Source organism: Thioalkalivibrio sp. AKL10 (assembly GCF_000381845.1).
Classification (GTDB): Bacteria; Pseudomonadota; Gammaproteobacteria; order Ectothiorhodospirales; family Ectothiorhodospiraceae; genus Thioalkalivibrio; species Thioalkalivibrio versutus.
In genome coordinates, this window is the sequence record NZ_KB907142.1 from 502,047 (window position 1) to 518,250 (window position 16,204).

Here is a 16,204-nt window from a genome sequence, read left to right on the forward strand (position 1 = left end):
GCCGGCCAGCACCGGGGCGACATCGGCGAATGCAAAGACTGGGTCGAACACTGCACCGCGTTGGTGGAGGACCGCGCCGGCAACCTCAGCCTGCTGCACTGGTCCGATCATGGCACTGTGCAACACGCGCAGACGGACACCCCCGCGGTCAATACACTCGATCTTGATTCGCTCCTGGCCAAACGATAGGCAGGCGCCTGTCACCGGGCTGTCATGGCCCTGTAGTACCGTGGCCACAATGAACGAATCGCGATCGCGTCACTGGGCGGGAGCCGGCGCCGACCTGCTCCTGCTGCTGCAATCCGTCGAGAACCACGAGCAGGCCCGGCGCCTGGCGCGTGTGGCCGGCTGGGTGCTGGTGTTCGCCGGGGTCGTGGTGGTGATGCTGGGTGTCCTGGTGCAGCACACGCCCACCATGCTCGAGGGCACGCTGGTCGCCCTGCTGGCACTGGTGGGCGGCTGGCTGCGCAGCCGGGTCGCCGCCACACTGCTGATGCTGCTGATGGCACTGGGGCTGGCCACCGGCCTCGCGATGGGCGCGGCAACCGGCGGACTCCTCCTGCAGGTCGCGCTGTTCGGCGTGGCCCTGCGCATGGTCGAGGGCAGCTTTCGCTTTCGCAAGTCCGTCACAACCCAATAGGCCGTATTACGAGGCAGCGAAGCACGAGGGGTCGAAGCACGTTAAGAGGCAATGGTGGCGCCGGACAGCGATTGCTTCGTCGCTGCGCTCCTCGCAATGACGGGGACACAACAAAACGCGATATCGGCGGGCCACTCGCGGGCGCGGATACTTGAATCCAGCCGGCGGGGCGGACAGGATGAGCGCCTCCATACCCCGCCAAGGAAGCGCGAACGCGATGTCCGTCGTCGGCCGCCTGCAAACCCGCCTGCGAGCCTTCATCTGGCCGGCCTGGGCCACCCGCATCCTCGGGACGCTGTCGATCCCGGGGCTCATCCTGGCCACGCTGTTCTTTGCCGCCTCGCTGACCCCCAGCCTGATCCCGCGCACCGACGACGTCCAGGGCATCCTGTCCGGGGTATCGCTGGCGGCCGGCTACGGCCTGGGCGTGTTCTTCCACTGGCTGTGGTCATACCTGGAACTGCCGGAGCTCGGCGAACGCACCCACAACACCCTGGTCGTGATCGCCGGCGGCGGGGCCATGCTGATCGTGCTGATCTTCCTGTGGCAGGCCACCGAGTGGCAGAACAGCATCCGCGCGCTCATGGAACAGGAGCCGGTGGACGGTGGATTCCCCATCCGCCTGGGGCTGATCGCAGCGGCGGTGTTCATCGCCACGCTTGCGGTGGCGCGGCTGTTCCAGTTGCTGGTGCGCTTCCTCGCGCGGCACCTGCGCCGCTTCATCCCGCGCCGGCTGTCCAACGTAATTGGCGTGCTGGTGGCGGCCGGGGTGTTCTGGGCGGTGATCGATGGGGTCATCCTGGAATACAGCCTGCGCGCCGCCGATCGCAGCTTCCAGCAGTTCGACGTACGCGAACACCCCGGGGCGGAGCAACCGGGCGCGACCTTCCGCACCGGCAGCCCGGCCTCGCTGATCAGCTGGGACGAGGGCCTGGGGCGCCAGGGCCAGCGCTTCATCGACCAAGCCCCGGACGCCGCCGCGATTAGCGACTTCTCCGGCGAGACCGCGCTGGACCCGATCCGCGTGTATGTGGGGCTGAACGCCGCCGAGACCATCGAGGAACGCGCGCGACTGGCCCTGCAGGAGATGCTGCGGGTCAATGCCTTCGACCGTTCGGTGCTGGTGCTGGCCACGCCCACCGGACGCGGCTGGGTAGACAACCGTGCGATCCAGCCGGTCGAGTACCTGCACGGTGGCGATGTGGCCACCGTGGCCGTGCAGTACTCCTACCTGCCGAGCTGGTTGTCGCTAATGGCGGAATCGCAATACGGTCACGAGACCGCCCAGGCGGTGTTCGCGGAGATCTACGGCTACTGGAAACAGTTACCGCCGGACGCCCGCCCGGACCTGTACCTCTACGGCCTTAGTCTGGGCGCGCTGAACTCCGAGCGGGCCGCGGACCTGTACGACGTGATCGGCGACCCGTTCTCCGGCGCGCTGTGGGCCGGCCCTCCGTTTCGTAGCGAGACCTGGCGCGACATCAAACGCCAGCGCCAACCCGACTCGCCGGCCTGGCTGCCGCGCTTTCGCGACAGTTCGGTGGTGCGCTTCACCAATCAGGGAAACCACCTGGACATCCCCGGCGCCGAATGGGGCCCGATGCGCATCGTCTACCTGCAGTACGCGAGCGACCCGGTCACCTTCTTCGAGCCCCAGGCGCTGTACCGCCAGCCAGAATGGATGCAGGCACCGCGCGGCCCGGACGTCTCTCCGGACCTGACCTGGTACCCAGTCATCACCATGCTGCAACTGGCGGTGGACGTAGCGATCGGCGATGCCGCCCCGCGCGGCTACGGCCACGTCTACGCCACCGAGCACTACATCGATGCCTGGCAGGCAGTGACCAACGCAGACCGGTCCGCGGACGAGATCGAGTGGCTCAAACGCCACCTGGCCGACTGACCGACAGGGTGCCTACCCCGGGCTTTCCCCGGCGACCAGGCCTCGCTTGCGCAGGTTGCGGCCCGTGAAGTTAACCATTGCCACCAGGGTCCCGGCATACAACAACGCGACGCCCCCCACGATCCCGAGCATCACGGCGTCCCGTGCAATCCCCTCGGCCCACATCACCAGCAGGGTGAGCGGAATCTGTGTACCGAGGAGCACCGCGATCATGGCGGCGATCACGCGCCACTTCTCGGCGCGCGACAGATAGCGCCCGTTCCTGCGCCCGAAGGACTCGCAGGGCCACACCACCGCCAGCGCCAGAATACCCATCCCGATCGCCGTACCAGCTTGATCCAGATCGAAATAGGCGCCCGCTACCATGGCAGCGATCGACAGCGCGAAATAAAGCAGTACAAATCGAAACAGCAGATCCTTGATGGACATCGTCTCCCCTCCCTGGGATATCTGAAAGCCGCACCACCCTGTGCGGCCTGGATGCATGTCGGAGTACCCCGACATACACGATCATGACATGCGGCTACTGCTCGGTGAACTTGGCACCTTCGACAATCACCGGATAGCTGTAACCCGCCCCGAAGTCGCGATCCAGGATCAGCGTTCCGGTCACCGCGACCCGGTCACCCACCTCGGGCATTTCGGTGGAGGTGATGGTGATGTAATCACCCTCGCTGCCCGTACCGTCGACGAAGTGGATGAAGTTGCGCCCCATGATGTCGTCGTTCACCCGGCCCACAATGCCTTCGAGCCGGACCTCTTCCCCATCCAGCTCGGCCGGGGCCTGATTCAGTTCCTCCACCGTATGCATCGGTTCGGCGCTCGCCACGCCCCACCCGAGCAACCCCACCAATAGTCCCGCCAGAATTCCCGCTTGTCCGCGCATTGCTCGACTCCTGTTCTTTTTACTTTCTTGTGTGCGTACGGGAGGCGCTGATCAGCGCCTCCCTGGGTGAACCGCCCCGGGATCGCAGGAACCCATGCCATAAATGGATGCGTGGGGCACCCACACGCCCGGCGCTCTATCGTCCCATTCTGGCACACAAGGGCGGGCGCCCCATCTAGCCGCCTATGCCACTATGCGCCCGGACGGGGCACCCGTTCACTTCCGCCACCACACCACAAAGGAGAGCCACCATGTCCAGCTATTATCGCCTTGCCACCGCCGTGACCGGCACCTGCATCCTCTTGGCCTCGGCCGGAGCGGTTCAGGCGAGCCCCTTTCACGGTTCCTACATCGGCGGCCAGCTCGGCTGGGTCGGTTATGACATCGACTACCGCGAAGGCGGCGACGGAGGTATCTCCGGCCTTAGCGCCTCTGGCCTCACCGGCGGCGTAATGACCGGCTGGGGCACTGTCCTGGACAACGGGCTTTACCTGGGCGTCGAGTTCGATGCACAGACCGAGGATGCCGATCTGACAGTTCGGATTGACGACGCGGAACTTGGCATCGACAGCAAATACAGCTATGGCATCACCGGCCGGCTGGGCACCACGGTAAACGACAACGTCCTGTTCTACGGCCTGGCGGGTTACCAGCGTTCGCGTCTGGACTACCGGCTGACGGAAACGGACGAGGACATGTCCATCCGTTTCAAGGACAACCTCGACGGCGCCCGCGTCGGCCTGGGGGTCGAATACCAGATGGACAGTCGCCTGTTCATGCGCGCCGAGTATTCCTACACCTTCTACAGCAGCGAACGCTACCGCATCGAGGACGACGTTGTGCTGCGCTTCGACCCCGACGCCTCGCGCTTCATGGTCGGTCTCGGCTACCGCTTCTAGCATGCTGTCACGGCCCGCGAGCCACTCGGTAGCGGGCCTTTTTTCAGGCTGTGCGGGCAGCGGCGTCCCGCATGCCTCCGGTCAGGCGCCGCTTCACCCCCTCCGCGGCCCGGTTCACCACCAGGTACAGGCAGGGCACCACCAGTAGCGTCAGGATCATCCCGGCGATCAGGCCACCCACCACGGTCAGCGCCAACGGGCGCATGATCTCCGCCCCTTCGCCGAGGCCGATGGCCAGCGGCAACATGCCCAGCACCGTCGTCAGCGTGGTCATCAGGATCGGGCGCAGGCGCAATGCCCCGGCCTCCACGACCGCCCGCGCCGGGCTCAGGCCACGGAGTCGACGGCCCTGCTCGATGTACTCCACCAGCAGAATCGCGTTGTTCACCACCACCCCGATCAGCAGGATCGCGCCAATCATCACCGGGGCGGAGACCGGGGTGCCGGTCGCCCACAGGATCGCGACCACCCCGGTCAGCGACAACGGCGCGGCCGCCACGATCACCAGCGGATTCGCCAGGCGCTCGTACTGCACCGCCAGCACCACCAGCACCAGGAAGATCGCGAGCGCCACCACCGTGGCCATCTCGCGCTGGGTCTCCTGGATGGTCTCCCACTCGCCCCCGATCAGCAGACTGTAGTGCTCGGGCACATCCACCTCGGCCAGACGCTGCTCGACCTCGGTCATCACCGAGCCGACATCGTTCACTTCGGTATTGATATCGCCGTTCACGCGCACCACCCGGCTCTGGTTCTCGCGTTCGATATGCGCGGGCCCCTCGCCGATCTCGAACTCGGCCACGTCCGCCAGCCGCACCGGGTCTCTGTTGTCGCGGAACAGGATCATCCGCCCCAGGGTGGCCGTATCCTGCACATCCTCGCGCGGCAGGCGCACGCGCAGGTCGTACTCGCGATCGTCACGGACGTACTGCGTCGGCACTGATCCCTCCACCGCGTCGCGAATCGCCTGCCCCACCTGGCCCACCTGCAAACCCAGCGCAGCCGCCCGCTCGCGGTCCACATGGACGCGCAGAATCGGGCTCTGGTCCTCGCGCCCGACCTCGACGCCCTCCAGGCCCCGGATGCCTTCGAGGCGCCCGGCGATCTCGCGGGCAATGCCGCGCATCTCGGTCAGATCCGCCCCGACCACCGCAATCGAGAGGTCATCCCCGGTGATACTGAACTGCAGCCCCTGGATACTCGGCGGTCGCACGGTAATCCGTGCCCCGGGGAGTTCCAGCGCATCCATTGCCGCCTGCGCCTCGGCCACCCATTGTCCCGCGCTCATCTCGCGCTGTCCGGCCGGGGTCAACTGGACGGTGATATTGGAGGTGCCCGGGCGCTCGTTGACCACGCCGCCACCTAGGTGCCCGCCGACCATCGCGAACACGCTCTCCACATGCGGCAGATCTTCCAGCGCGGCCTCGATATCGCGTGCGGCGGCATCGGTCTCGTGCGGCGGGGTTCCCGGCGGCAGGACCATGCGCACGCTGACCTGACCATCGTCCACCTGCGGCAGGAACTCGGTACCAAGCTCCCCGCCGACCTGCACCGCACCAGCCAGCAACACGACGGCCGCCCCCAGCACCGCCCAGCGCAGGCGCAAGACCTTCGGCAACAGACGCCGGTAACGTCGGCGTAGTCCCTGCACCCCGCGATCAAACCCACGCAGCAGCCAGGTCCGGTCCAGCCCACTCTCCCAGCGGATGCGCGAAAGAAGGGCCGCGAGCATCGGCACCAGGGTGATGGCCACGGCCAGGGTCGCGATGATCGCAAACGAAAGCGTCAGGATCAGCTCGCGGAAGATCAGCGCCCCGATCCCGGTGATCAGCAGGAACGGGAGCACCGCGGCCAGATTGGTCAGGGTGCCGGCGGTCACCGCCGAGACCACCTCGCCGGCCCCGTCATGGGCCGCCTGCTCCGGCGACTTTCCGAGTTTGTCGCGATGGCGGACGATGTTCTCCAGCATCACGATGGCGTTGTCGAGCAACAGCCCCACCCCCAGCGCGAGCCCGCCGAGGCTGATGATGTTCAGGGTGAGCCCACCCAGGCCCATCATGGCGAAAGTCGCCATCAACGCGATCGGGATCGACAACCCGATAATGAAGCTCTTGCGCAGGCTGCCGAGAAACAGGAACACCGCCAGCATCGCCAGCACGCCGCCCAGGATCGCAGCGGTACCCACCGAACTGACCGCGCCACGAATGAACGGCGCGGAGTCGCTGACGACCTCCCACTGGATGTCCTCGGGGATGAACCCCGAGCGCTCGAGTCGTTCGAGCGTGGCGCGCACCGAGTCCACCGACTCGACTGTGTTGGCGTCCGGCAGCTTGAACACGGACACGCGCGCGGCCGGCGTGCCGTCTAGGCGGATGAACAGGCGCTGCTCGCGGTGGCCATCGCGCACCTCGGCCAGCTCGCCGAGGCGCACATGCGCGGACTGCGGCCCCGGCAGCGGGATCAGCACATTGCGCACGTCCGCCTCGGAGGTAAACAACCCCTCGGTCTTGGCCATCACGTCAAAGGTATCGGAGGTCACCCAGCCCCCGGCCACCTCGCGGTTCTCGTCCTCCAGCGTCGCGCTGATCGCCGCCAGCGAAAGGCCATAGCCGCGCACCCGCTCCTGGTCGAGGATCACCTCCAGCTCGCGCTCCTGCCCGCCGGAGGCCTCCACCGAGGAGATGCCGTGGATCGCGATCAACTGCGGCGCCAGCTGGTGTTCCACCCAGTCGCGCACCGCGGTCTCCGAGCGCACGGTAGAGGAAAACCCCGCCTCCCAGATCGGGTCCTGCGAGGGGTCGTACTTGTACAGGCGCAGGGATTCGAAATCGTCCGGCAGCTGGGTGCGCGCGAGCTCCAGGTGGCGCGCTGCGTCCTGCAACGCCAGATCCAGGTTGGTGCCGTACTCGAACAACAGATTGACGTTGGTGCGGCCCTCGGAGGCGCGGCTGTAGATGCGGGTCAGGTTCTCGGTGGCCGCGAGGTTGCGTTCCAGCACGCGGGTCACCTGTTCCTCCATCACCTCCGGCGAGGTGCCGGGATGGTTCACGGTCACGCGGATATGCGGATACTCGACGTGCGGCAGCAGGTCCACCGGCAGACGATCGACAAAGAACATGCCGAGCACGATCACCACCGAGGCCAGCGCCATGATCGCCACCGGTCGGCGGATGGAGAAGCTGGTCACCCGCCCGCGCGGACGGTCCTCCGGCTCGGCGGCCATCTTCTAGCCCCGCCAGCCGACGATGCGCACGCGCTGGCCCTCGCGCATGTCGATCGGGTTGGTGGCCAGCACGATGTCGCCGTCCTCCAGGCCGTCCGTGATCTCGGTCCATGGGCCTCGGGTCACGCCGGTCTCGACCGTGCGTCGCTCCAGCTGCTCGTCCACCACCGCGTAGACATAGCGTTGGTCGCCGTCCTCGCCGATGGCGGCGGCCGGGACCGCCAGCACATCCGGGCGTTCGTCGACCGTCATGCGGATGCGCCCGAGATTGCCGGGACGCACGCCGTTGTCGGCCGCCCCGGCCGGCAGGGCAATCTCCACCGTCACCTGCTGGGAGTCCGGCGAGGCGGCCGGAAAGATGCGGCGGATCTTCGCGACGTAATCGGCATCCGGAAACGCGTCCAGCTGAATGGGCACATCCTGGCCCACCACCAGATCGCGCACGTCCAGCTCGGACACCCCGGGGCGCAGGACCAGCGTAGTGGTATCGACCAGCTCCAGAAGCGTGTCGCGCGCGGCGACCGCCTCCCCGGGCTCGACCATGCGCTCGGTGATCACGCCGTCACGGCTGGCGGCGAGCGCGCCGTAGTCCACCCGCGCCTGCCACAACGCCTGTTCGCTCTCGGCCGAGCGCAACGCGGCACGTGCCCGTTCGTAGCTGGCTCGGCTGGCAATCCCCTCGTCACGCAACTCGGCACTGCGCGCGTATTCCAGCCGGGCCTCCTCGACATGCGCCTCGGCCCGCACCAGCTCCGCGCGCTCCTCGGCCACGTCCAGCTCGACCAGGGTCTCGCCCTGCTCCACGCGATCGCCTTCCTCGACATGCACCGCCTCGACCACACCATCGGTGCGCGCCGCCAGGCGCACCCACGCCCGCGGCTCGACCCGCGCGGACACCATCAGCTCGCGCGACAGATCCCGCGGCTGAAGCTCCACCGCCGCGATCGGCGTCGCGGCCTCGGCGGCCGGCTCGTCACCCGCCTGCGAGGGCTCGCCCCCGCAGCCTCCCAGCCCCAGGGCAAGCACCACCAGCAACAGACCACCCACCCAGCGCGGCAATGGCACAGCTCGCGGGGAGCGCGGCAGAAAAGGCCGGGGCGACCGCCGCCGAAGGAACAGGGTATCGAGTCGCATGCGCCGGATCGCTCGTGGGGAGTGGACGAAAGCACAGGGTAGCCGCTATGTACCCCTCGACGCAGGAATGGCCCTGCGGGTTCCGTCAGGCGCTCAGGTCGATCTGCTGCACACTGCCGCTGCGGCCATCCTCGCCCACCCAGACGCCGGTCGACTGCACCTGCCCCAGAAGGCTGTTGTCGCCGCCGCGACGGAGATCAAAAGGCGTGCTGACATGCCCGAGGTAGATCGCCCCGACGCCCACCTCGCCCAGCGCCAGCAACTGATCGCGGCCCTGGGCGTCGCGGGTCCACACGCGCAGGCGGTCGTAAACCGGATCCGCCGCATCAATCCAGCCATTGCCGTCATGATCGAACCGTCGCAGTTCGGCGAAGCCATCACCGGTCAGCGGGCCAAAGAGCTCGGAGCCGTCATCGACCTGGCCGCTGCCAGACCGGTCGATCGCGAGAAAACCACTGCCGGGTTGCAGAAAGGCCACCTGTTGCGGCGAACCGTCGGCGTCCAGGTCGAATTCGAAGCGGGTGTCCGTAAGAGCGGCCGCCGGGGCGTCGAAATTGATCACCAGCGGATCGTGCAGCTCCGCATCCATGCCACCCTGCAGACGGCTATGCTCGATGAACTCGCGGCTCATGGTCAGCGCAATATCCAGGTCGATGGTCTTGCCGTCAGCCGTGTGCACGCGCCCCTGAGCCTGGAACGATGTCCTCTCGACCTCGACCCGGGTCTGCTCCACGGACCAGGCGACACTGAACCCTGCCGCCGGACGAGGGGGGCGCGCAACGGGTCGCTCGAGGGGTTCCGGCGGGGTGTCGGCCGGCTTGAGGTCGGCGGGATCGATCACCCGGATCTCGCGCCCGGTAAAGCGCTCCAGAATCAGTCGCAGGAGCTCGGTACGCAGCTGGTCCACCGAGGTCAACTCGCTGTCCGCCGGGGCTACGTCCACGAAGGAGGGCCGTGCGGCCGCGGCAGGAGAGGAATTCTGCAAGGCACGCGCTGCCGGGGCCGGATTCGCGGGCGGCTCCGGCACCTGTCGGGGACGCACCGCACTTCCCTCGACCACGGTCATGCGAGCCTCGCGCCGCGTCGCCTCCAACGCAAAACGCTGGCTCGATAACTGCATGGAATAATCGGCAATCTGCATGATGCCCCGTCAGTTTTTCCGGTTGCAGGGCATAACGGCCGCGGGGCGGCAATCATTAGCCGCCCCGCGGCAATCGCCGGCCGCAGGCGGACGCATGCCCGCCAAACGTGCGACGATTGACGGATGGATTCGACGCCGAATTTTCCCTTGCGCGGCCTGTTCCGGCGCATCCTCGGGCCCTTTGCCGGCCTGGAACCCGAGGCCGTGCAACTGGACAACGACGAGTGGGAGGCCCTGCGTCGACGGGCCCCGTTCATCGCCCGCCTCACGCCGGAAGAGCGCTCCCGGCTGCGCGAACTGGTCGGCCAGATCCTGGCGCAAAAGGAATTCATCGGCATCGCCGCGGAACCGGAACCCTGGCAGTGCCAAGTGATCGCCGCCTACGCCGCGCTGCCGGTGCTGGAACTGGGCCTCGAACCGTACCGCGACTGGCGCACGCTGATCCTGTATCCCGACACCTTCGTGCCCGAACACGAGTGGGTGGACGAGGCCGGCATCGTCCATCAGGGGGCGATACCCCAGTCCGGCGAGGCCTGGGAACGCGGCCCGGTCATCCTGTCGTGGAACGATGTCGAGCGCGACGGCGCTGTGGTCGTGCACGAGATGACCCACGTACTGGACGCCGGCAACGGCGAGGTGAACGGGTTTCCGCCACTACGCCGCGGGCAGTCGGCCGGTGCCTGGACGGAGGATTTCTCGCGGGCCTTCGAGGCTTTCGTGGAGGCCGTGGAGTCCGGCGAGATCGACGAAGCGGAGCTGCCGCTGGACCCCTATGCGGCCACCGCCCCGGAGGAGTTCCTGGCCGTCGCAACAGAGTCCTTTTTCTTCGAGCCGGCGCGCCTGCGCGAGGCCATGCCCGAAATCTATGAACATCTGGTGGCATACTTTGATCAGGAGCCTCATCGACGCGGCGACCTGATCGCCTCCAGCACGCAACCCGCCCCGGAGCACACACCATGACCCGCAGCCCCTTTCGTTCCCTGCACCTTGCTCTTCTGGGGATTGTCCTGATGCTGACCGCGCCCCTCGCGCTCGCCGTGGACGACCTGGACAGCCATTACGTGACCCTGGAGCCGGTGGTGGTGAACATGGCGTCCTCCGACCGCGGACGCTACCTGCAGGCCTCCATCCAGCTGGAAGGCAACGACCTGGAAGACGCCCGCGCGATCCGCGAGCACATTCCCGCAGTGCGCGACCGACTGATCCGCATCCTTGGCGGGCGCAGTCCGGACAGCCTGACCGGCGGTGGCGCGCGCGAGGATCTGCGCAACGAGGCCACGGAGGAGCTGAACGAGTTGCTCGAGGAGATTACCGGCTCGCCCCGGATCGCAGCCCTCTACTTCTCGGATTTCATCCGCCAGTAACGCTCGCTCTCCAGCGAACCGCTCACCGGCAAGGAAAAGCCCCCGGCAGCACAGGCTACCGGGGACCGATGCTCCCGCCAGTACATGACGGGATCGAGCCCCGCTGGGGGCTCACTCCATAATCGATCATCGCTCCTTGATGGAACGATCAGTGCGGCCGATGCAGCAGCGGCATCTCGCCACGCTCCATCATGTGCCGGATCAATGCAGCCCGACCGGGCTCTTCCTGCTCCAGCTCGTCGGCGCACTGCGAAGGCTCGTGCGCGGCCTCCGATAGCATGACCTCCAGCTCGCGCAGGTCGACCTTGGGTTCCTGCAGGTCTTCCGGCTTCGGGTTCTCCAGCATGTTGGTTTTCCAGAACATGCGCGGGTGCCAGCAATGCAGCTTCGCATCCGGGTTGTGAAAGAGCTCGACACAGCGACGATTCAGTTCCTGTGCATTCATGGGGATCACTCCTCGCTCCAATGCATTCACCCTTATGTATAGACCCCGCAATACCCGAGTTCAAGGGTTGGTCTTTGAAGAGGGCCTCACTCCGCAGTCTCACCCTGGGCGGATTCCAGCGCCTCCAGCGCCTCCATCCACTCGGCCTCCGCCGTCTCCAGCCGACTGCGCAAATCGCCCTGTTCGCGGGTCAATTGGGCCAGACGATCCGCCGCCTCATCGGCGTACAGCGCCGGATCGGCCAGCTCGGTCTCCAGCGCATCCAGTCGTTCCTGAACACGGACACATTCCTGCTCGGCTCGGTCCGCACTCTTTTTCAGTGGCTTGAGCGCGGCACGCGCCTGCGCCGCCTGCTGCCGCCGTTCCTTCTGTGACAGTGCCGGACCACTCGGGGACGTCGTGGCGGGCGTTCCAGGGTCTTTCGCGGCGACACTTTCCCGCTCGCGGGCCTTCAGCTCGCGGGCGTAGTCATCCAGGTCCCCCTCGAAGTCGCTCAGGTGGCCGCCTTCCACCTTCCAGAAACGGTCGCAGACGCGAGCCAGCAGTTCACGGTCATGCGCCACCACCACCAGGCCACCGGCATAGTTCTCCAGCGCCTCGGCCAGCGCCTCGCGCATGTCCAGATCCAGGTGGTTGGTGGGTTCATCCAGCAACAGCAACGAGGGCGCCTGCCAGATCAACAGCGCCAGTACCAGGCGCACCCGCTCCCCGCCGGAACACTGACCCACCGGAGCGTCCGCTTTCTCGCCGGGAAAACCCATGCCACCGAGAAAGTTACGCAGGCGCTGCTCCTCGGCGCGCGGGTCCTGACGTTGCAGGTGCACCAGGGGCGAGGCCTTCAGGTCCAGCTGCTCGCTCTGGTGCTGGGCAAAATAGCCGACCTTCAGGTTCGGCTCCACGCGGCGCTCGCCCGCGGTCGGGGCCAGCTCGCCGGCCAGCAGCGTCAAGAGTGTCGATTTCCCGGCACCGTTCGGGCCCAGCACGCCGATCCGGTCCTCGGGGCGCAGACGTAAAGTCGTCGGATGCAGGCGGACGCGATCCCCGGATCGGACTTCGGCATGATCCAGCGCCAGCAGGGGGTCGGGCAGACGCTCCGGGGTCGGAATCTCCAGGTGAATCGGCCGGGCCGCGCGGATCACCGCAACCTCGTCGAGCTTCTCCAGACGCTTCAGTCGGCTCTGGGCCTGGCGGGCCTTGCTCGCCTTGGCACGGAAGCGACGGACAAAGTCCTCCAGGTGGGCGCGCTCGGCCGCCACCTTTGCGGCCGACGCCTCGCTCTGGGCCATGGCCTCGGCGCGCTTGGCCTCGGCGTGGGTGTAGCTGCCGGCGTACAGCGCGATACCACCGCGCTCGATGTGCGCGATATGGGTGCAGACCGAATCAAGAAACCGACGGTCATGCGCAATCACGATCACCGTCCCCGGATAACGCGCCAGCCAGTCCTCCAGCCACAGGATGGTCTCGACATCCAGGTGGTTGGTGGGCTCGTCCAGCAACAAGAGATCCGAGCGCGTCATCAGCGTGCGCGCCAGGCCCAGGCGCATGCGCCAGCCGCCGGAGAAATCGCTCATGGGCCGATCCGCATCCGCCGCAGCGAATCCGAGGCCCGCCAGCAGTCGGCGCGCACGGGCATCGGCCGTCCAGCCGTCAATCGCCTCCAGCGCGCCAAACAGGCGGGCCTGCTCGGCGCCATCGGACACCTGCTCCAGGCGCTGCTGCAGGTCGCGCAGTTCGGTATCCCCATCCAGCACGTAGTCCACGGCCGAGCGCTCGCTCCCCGGGACCTCCTGTGGAAGGTGCGCCACCACCCATTCCGCGGGCTGGTCGATTTCGCCGGCATCCAGGCTCAATTCGCCCTGCAACGCCGCCAGCAGGCTGGATTTTCCGGACCCGTTGGCGCCGGTCAGGCCGACGCGCCAGCCCGCATGCACGGTGAGGCTGGCGTGCTGCAGCAGGATCTGGCGGCCGCGACGCAGCTCGATATCTTGTATTCGAATCATGCGGCGCAGTGTAGGGCAAGCGCGCGTCCGGCTCATGTAGACCGGCCGTTCCTCGGGAAACGCCGCCCCGGCGCAGGGTGTCAGAATCCTGCCACCCCTTGCCGCCTGCAGCGGTGAGGACCTGCCGGGGGCGGCGAAAAATCGCCGATTTTCCGTCAATGCCTCCGTTATCCGTGACACAAGTCTCTGTTTTCACTAAACATACGATAAGTGGCATGGATCTGGCTTTACTCTCGATCCAACGATCGATGCAAGCGAGACGGCCATGAACCGCGACGGGAACGCCCACAACCTGCGACTGGTATCCGCCAAGGGCAAGACGACTGGCGATGCCGGGACGCCCTTTGATGCCCTTGCCTTCGTGCAGGCCCTGTCCTCCAGCCTCGAGCTCGGGACCGTCCTCGCCCGCCTGCAGGAACACCTGCACGCCCAGGTCCACCACAGCGGCTGGTTCTTCATCCTGCAGGAGAGTGACGAGACCTGGTCCGGCGGCGACGAGGATCGCCATCGCATCGAGTACGGCATGAGCTTCCACAACGAGACCATGGGCTCGCTGATCCTGATGCGCGGACGCCGCTTCAGCGACGACGAACAGCAGTTGATTGAGGCTTTGCTGGGGCTGGCCGCCCCGGCACTGGCCAACGCCCTGCGTTTCCAGCGCCTGAACGAAAGCCTGGAGACCGATGAACTGACCGGTCTCGGCAACCGCCGCGCCTTCGAGAAACAGGGCGCCCAGTGGCTGGCCGACTGCCGCCGCCAGGATCGCCCGATGTCGGTGCTGGCGATCGATCTCGATCACTTCAAGCAGATCAACGATGAATACGGCCACAGCGTGGGCGACGACATCCTGCGCCTGGTGGCGCAGACCCTGCGCAGCACCACCCGCGAATCCGACCTGTGTGTGCGCATGGGCGGCGAGGAGTTCCTGGCGGTGCTGCCCGGCGCGGATCTCAGCCGCGCCATGGAATGCGGCGAGCGCATCCGCCTGGCTATTGCCGCCCTGCGCGCCTGCGCCAAGGCCACCGACAAGTCCGCGCTGGAGAGCGACGGCGCGGTCAAGGTGACCGCGAGCATTGGCGTGGCCGGCGTCGGGCGCGGCGCCACCCTGCAGTCCGCCTACCAGGCGGCGGACGAGGCCCTGTATGCGGCCAAGCAGGCCGGGCGCAACCGCGTCCTTGCCGGCAACTGAGCCCCGGCAGCCCATCCCGCGCGAATCCGCATTGCCTTGAAGCCGCCTACCCCGCGCCGGGCTGGATAAAATCGACGCAGGTCAGCGGGGTCGAGAGCACCGCGCGCCGCAGCGCCTCGATGGCCTCCGGACGCGGGAAGCTGGTGCGCCATGCCAGGGCCACACGGCGGCTGGGCGCCGGATCCTGAAACCGCCGCACGGCCAGCAGTCGCTGGGCATAACGATCCGCCCCCACCGCCGTGCACGGGAGGATCGTTACCCCCATCCCCGAGGCCACCATGTGGCGGATTGTCTCCAGCGACGACCCCTCCAGATTGCGCGGCGTACTGCCATCCGCAGTCACCGTACGCTGACAGTCCGGGCAGCGCTCCAGCACCTGGTCGCGAAAACAGTGTCCGGCGCCCAGCATCAGCAGGGTCGCATCGGCCATGTCCTCCAGGCGCAGGGGTTCCTTGTCCTTCAGCGGGTGCGCCGCCGGCAGCACGGCCATGAACGGTTCGTCGTACAAGGGAAGCGTGACCACGCCCGGCTCCTCGAACGGCAACGAAATGAGGATCGCGTCGAGCTCACCCTGCTTGAGCCGCTCGCGCAACCGCCCGGTGTAGTTCTCATCGATCACCAGCGGCATGTTCGGCGCGCGCTCGTGCAGCGCGGGGATCAGCTCCGGCAGCAGGTACGGACCAATGGTGTAGATCGCACCCAGGCGCAGCGGGCCGGAGAGTTGATCCTGACTCTGTACGGCAACCGAGCGCAGCTGTTCGACCTCGGCCAGCACGCGCCGCGCCTGCGCGATAATCTGCTCACCTGCCGGCGTCACGTTGACCTCGCCGCGGCCGCGCTCGAACAGTGTCACGCCCAGTTCTTCCTCGAACTTGCGCACCGCCACCGACAGCGATGGCTGACTGACATGGCTGGCCGCGGCCGCCCGCCCAAAGTGGCGGGCATCGGCGACGGCGACCACATACCGCAGCTCGCTCAGGGTCACCGGGGCGCCCCTCCGCTGTTGTCATCGCTGTCCAGCCCCTGAAACTCGCGGCCGCCGTCCGGCCAGTCCAGGGTCACGCGCTTCAACTGTCGGCCTTCCAGCGAGATCTCGCCGGGATGTCGCCCCGCCCCATCGGCGGAAAACTCGAAGCGGTAGCGGCGTTGCAGGGCCAGGCCGCGGTCGCCCCAGACCAGGCGCTGACCGGTACGCACGACGGTGGCATCGAGCAACTGCACCCCTGCCCGCTCGCAGGCCTGCCGCCCCACCCGACGGGCACGTTCGTTGGCACGCCAGGTGTCATTAACGTAAAACCCTATCAAGGCAATGGATATGATTATGATCAAGCCTGTCATGGACCGGTATGATAAGCGCAAACGAACCCGAGTTTTTCCGGG

The 16,204-nt window shown here is 67.1% G+C and carries 15 protein-coding genes and 1 pseudogene; 7 read left to right on the forward strand and 9 right to left on the reverse strand.

All coding sequences use genetic code 11. The features are described from left to right. Positions 1-36 precede the first annotated feature (36 nt). The 3 genes and pseudogenes from G333_RS15355 to G333_RS0102450 all read left to right on the forward strand — a co-directional run. Positions 37-189 (forward strand): annotated as a pseudogene (locus tag G333_RS15355) (UDP-2,3-diacylglucosamine diphosphatase); the annotation flags it as partial. A gap of 49 nt (positions 190-238) precedes the next feature. Next, positions 239-640: a hypothetical protein gene (locus G333_RS0102445; RefSeq protein ID WP_019568449.1), complete on the forward strand. Its 402-nt coding sequence runs from the start codon at positions 239-241 to the stop codon at positions 638-640. A gap of 217 nt (positions 641-857) precedes the next feature. After that, a complete protein-coding gene (locus G333_RS0102450; protein WP_019627572.1) occupies positions 858-2,543 on the forward strand; it encodes an alpha/beta-hydrolase family protein in 1,686 nt (561 codons plus the stop codon). A 12-nt stretch (positions 2,544-2,555) separates the two neighbouring features. Here the strand turns inward: G333_RS0102450 and G333_RS0102455 are convergent, their stop codons facing one another. Both G333_RS0102455 and G333_RS0102460 read right to left on the reverse strand, forming a co-directional pair. Then, positions 2,556-2,972, reverse strand: a complete 417-nt coding sequence (locus tag G333_RS0102455) for an ABZJ_00895 family protein (protein WP_019627573.1) — start codon at positions 2,970-2,972, stop codon at positions 2,556-2,558. A 94-nt stretch (positions 2,973-3,066) separates the two neighbouring features. Continuing rightward, positions 3,067-3,429 carry a hypothetical protein gene (locus G333_RS0102460; protein ID WP_019568452.1) on the reverse strand — a complete coding sequence of 121 codons (363 nt, stop codon included), beginning with the start codon at positions 3,427-3,429 and terminating at the stop codon, positions 3,067-3,069. A 251-nt stretch (positions 3,430-3,680) separates the two neighbouring features. Between G333_RS0102460 and G333_RS0102465 the strand changes: the two genes are divergently transcribed. Beyond that, positions 3,681-4,328 carry an outer membrane protein gene (locus tag G333_RS0102465; protein ID WP_019627574.1) on the forward strand — a complete coding sequence of 216 codons (648 nt, stop codon included), beginning with the start codon at positions 3,681-3,683 and terminating at the stop codon, positions 4,326-4,328. Positions 4,329-4,371: 43 nt separating this feature from the next. On the opposite strand, the gene G333_RS0102470 is transcribed toward G333_RS0102465, so the two are convergent. From G333_RS0102470 to G333_RS0102480, 3 genes are all read right to left on the reverse strand, one after another. Beyond that, complete coding sequence (locus tag G333_RS0102470; protein ID WP_019627575.1) at positions 4,372-7,551, reverse strand: efflux RND transporter permease subunit; 3,180 nt, start codon at positions 7,549-7,551, stop codon at positions 4,372-4,374. A gap of 3 nt (positions 7,552-7,554) precedes the next feature. Further along, a complete protein-coding gene (locus tag G333_RS0102475; RefSeq protein ID WP_019627576.1) occupies positions 7,555-8,610 on the reverse strand; it encodes an efflux RND transporter periplasmic adaptor subunit in 1,056 nt (351 codons plus the stop codon). A gap of 160 nt (positions 8,611-8,770) precedes the next feature. Next, positions 8,771-9,826 carry a hypothetical protein gene (locus G333_RS0102480; protein WP_019627577.1) on the reverse strand — a complete coding sequence of 352 codons (1,056 nt, stop codon included), beginning with the start codon at positions 9,824-9,826 and terminating at the stop codon, positions 8,771-8,773. A 123-nt stretch (positions 9,827-9,949) separates the two neighbouring features. Here G333_RS0102480 and G333_RS0102485 point away from each other — a divergent pair, with 123 nt between their 5' ends. Further along, a complete protein-coding gene (locus tag G333_RS0102485) occupies positions 9,950-10,786 on the forward strand; it encodes a zinc-dependent peptidase (protein WP_018951849.1) in 837 nt (278 codons plus the stop codon). Further along, positions 10,783-11,190, forward strand: coding sequence for a flagellar basal body-associated protein FliL (fliL, locus tag G333_RS0102490; protein ID WP_019627578.1), 408 nt, complete (start codon positions 10,783-10,785; stop codon positions 11,188-11,190). The genes G333_RS0102485 and fliL overlap by 4 nt, the downstream gene beginning before the upstream one ends. Before the next feature lie 148 nt (positions 11,191-11,338). Here fliL and G333_RS0102495 read toward each other — a convergent pair whose 3' ends face one another. Next, positions 11,339-11,635: a hypothetical protein gene (locus tag G333_RS0102495; RefSeq protein ID WP_018144712.1), complete on the reverse strand. Its 297-nt coding sequence runs from the start codon at positions 11,633-11,635 to the stop codon at positions 11,339-11,341. Between the two features lie 86 nt (positions 11,636-11,721). Continuing rightward, positions 11,722-13,635, reverse strand: coding sequence for an ABC-F family ATP-binding cassette domain-containing protein (locus G333_RS0102500; RefSeq protein ID WP_019611941.1), 1,914 nt, complete (start codon positions 13,633-13,635; stop codon positions 11,722-11,724). A gap of 265 nt (positions 13,636-13,900) precedes the next feature. Here G333_RS0102500 and G333_RS0102505 point away from each other — a divergent pair, with 265 nt between their 5' ends. Further along, positions 13,901-14,824 carry a GGDEF domain-containing protein gene (locus G333_RS0102505; RefSeq protein WP_019627579.1) on the forward strand — a complete coding sequence of 308 codons (924 nt, stop codon included), beginning with the start codon at positions 13,901-13,903 and terminating at the stop codon, positions 14,822-14,824. A 46-nt stretch (positions 14,825-14,870) separates the two neighbouring features. Here G333_RS0102505 and G333_RS0102510 read toward each other — a convergent pair whose 3' ends face one another. Continuing rightward, a complete protein-coding gene (locus G333_RS0102510) occupies positions 14,871-15,809 on the reverse strand; it encodes a hydrogen peroxide-inducible genes activator (RefSeq protein ID WP_018169200.1) in 939 nt (312 codons plus the stop codon). Next, positions 15,806-16,162: a DUF3301 domain-containing protein gene (locus G333_RS0102515; protein WP_026289493.1), complete on the reverse strand. Its 357-nt coding sequence runs from the start codon at positions 16,160-16,162 to the stop codon at positions 15,806-15,808. Before G333_RS0102515 ends, G333_RS0102510 begins: the two co-directional genes overlap by 4 nt. Positions 16,163-16,204: the final 42 nt, after the last annotated feature.

What these genes read in the sequence shown, in the direction of transcription:
- fliL (WP_019627578.1), top strand. Translation starts at nt 10,783, where the DNA reads ATGACCCGCAGCCCCTTTCGTTCCCTGCACCTTGCTCTTCTGGGGATT.
- G333_RS0102455 (WP_019627573.1), bottom strand. Translation starts at nt 2,972, where the DNA reads ATGTCCATCAAGGATCTGCTGTTTCGATTTGTACTGCTTTATTTCGCG.
- G333_RS0102445 (WP_019568449.1), top strand. Translation starts at nt 239, where the DNA reads ATGAACGAATCGCGATCGCGTCACTGGGCGGGAGCCGGCGCCGACCTG.
- G333_RS0102515 (WP_026289493.1), bottom strand. Translation starts at nt 16,162, where the DNA reads ATGACAGGCTTGATCATAATCATATCCATTGCCTTGATAGGGTTTTAC.
- G333_RS0102505 (WP_019627579.1), top strand. Translation starts at nt 13,901, where the DNA reads ATGAACCGCGACGGGAACGCCCACAACCTGCGACTGGTATCCGCCAAG.
- G333_RS0102470 (WP_019627575.1), bottom strand. Translation starts at nt 7,551, where the DNA reads ATGGCCGCCGAGCCGGAGGACCGTCCGCGCGGGCGGGTGACCAGCTTC.
- G333_RS0102465 (WP_019627574.1), top strand. Translation starts at nt 3,681, where the DNA reads ATGTCCAGCTATTATCGCCTTGCCACCGCCGTGACCGGCACCTGCATC.
- G333_RS0102495 (WP_018144712.1), bottom strand. Translation starts at nt 11,635, where the DNA reads ATGAATGCACAGGAACTGAATCGTCGCTGTGTCGAGCTCTTTCACAAC.
- G333_RS0102485 (WP_018951849.1), top strand. Translation starts at nt 9,950, where the DNA reads ATGGATTCGACGCCGAATTTTCCCTTGCGCGGCCTGTTCCGGCGCATC.
- G333_RS0102450 (WP_019627572.1), top strand. Translation starts at nt 858, where the DNA reads ATGTCCGTCGTCGGCCGCCTGCAAACCCGCCTGCGAGCCTTCATCTGG.
- G333_RS0102500 (WP_019611941.1), bottom strand. Translation starts at nt 13,635, where the DNA reads ATGATTCGAATACAAGATATCGAGCTGCGTCGCGGCCGCCAGATCCTG.
- G333_RS0102460 (WP_019568452.1), bottom strand. Translation starts at nt 3,429, where the DNA reads ATGCGCGGACAAGCGGGAATTCTGGCGGGACTATTGGTGGGGTTGCTC.
- G333_RS0102480 (WP_019627577.1), bottom strand. Translation starts at nt 9,826, where the DNA reads ATGCAGATTGCCGATTATTCCATGCAGTTATCGAGCCAGCGTTTTGCG.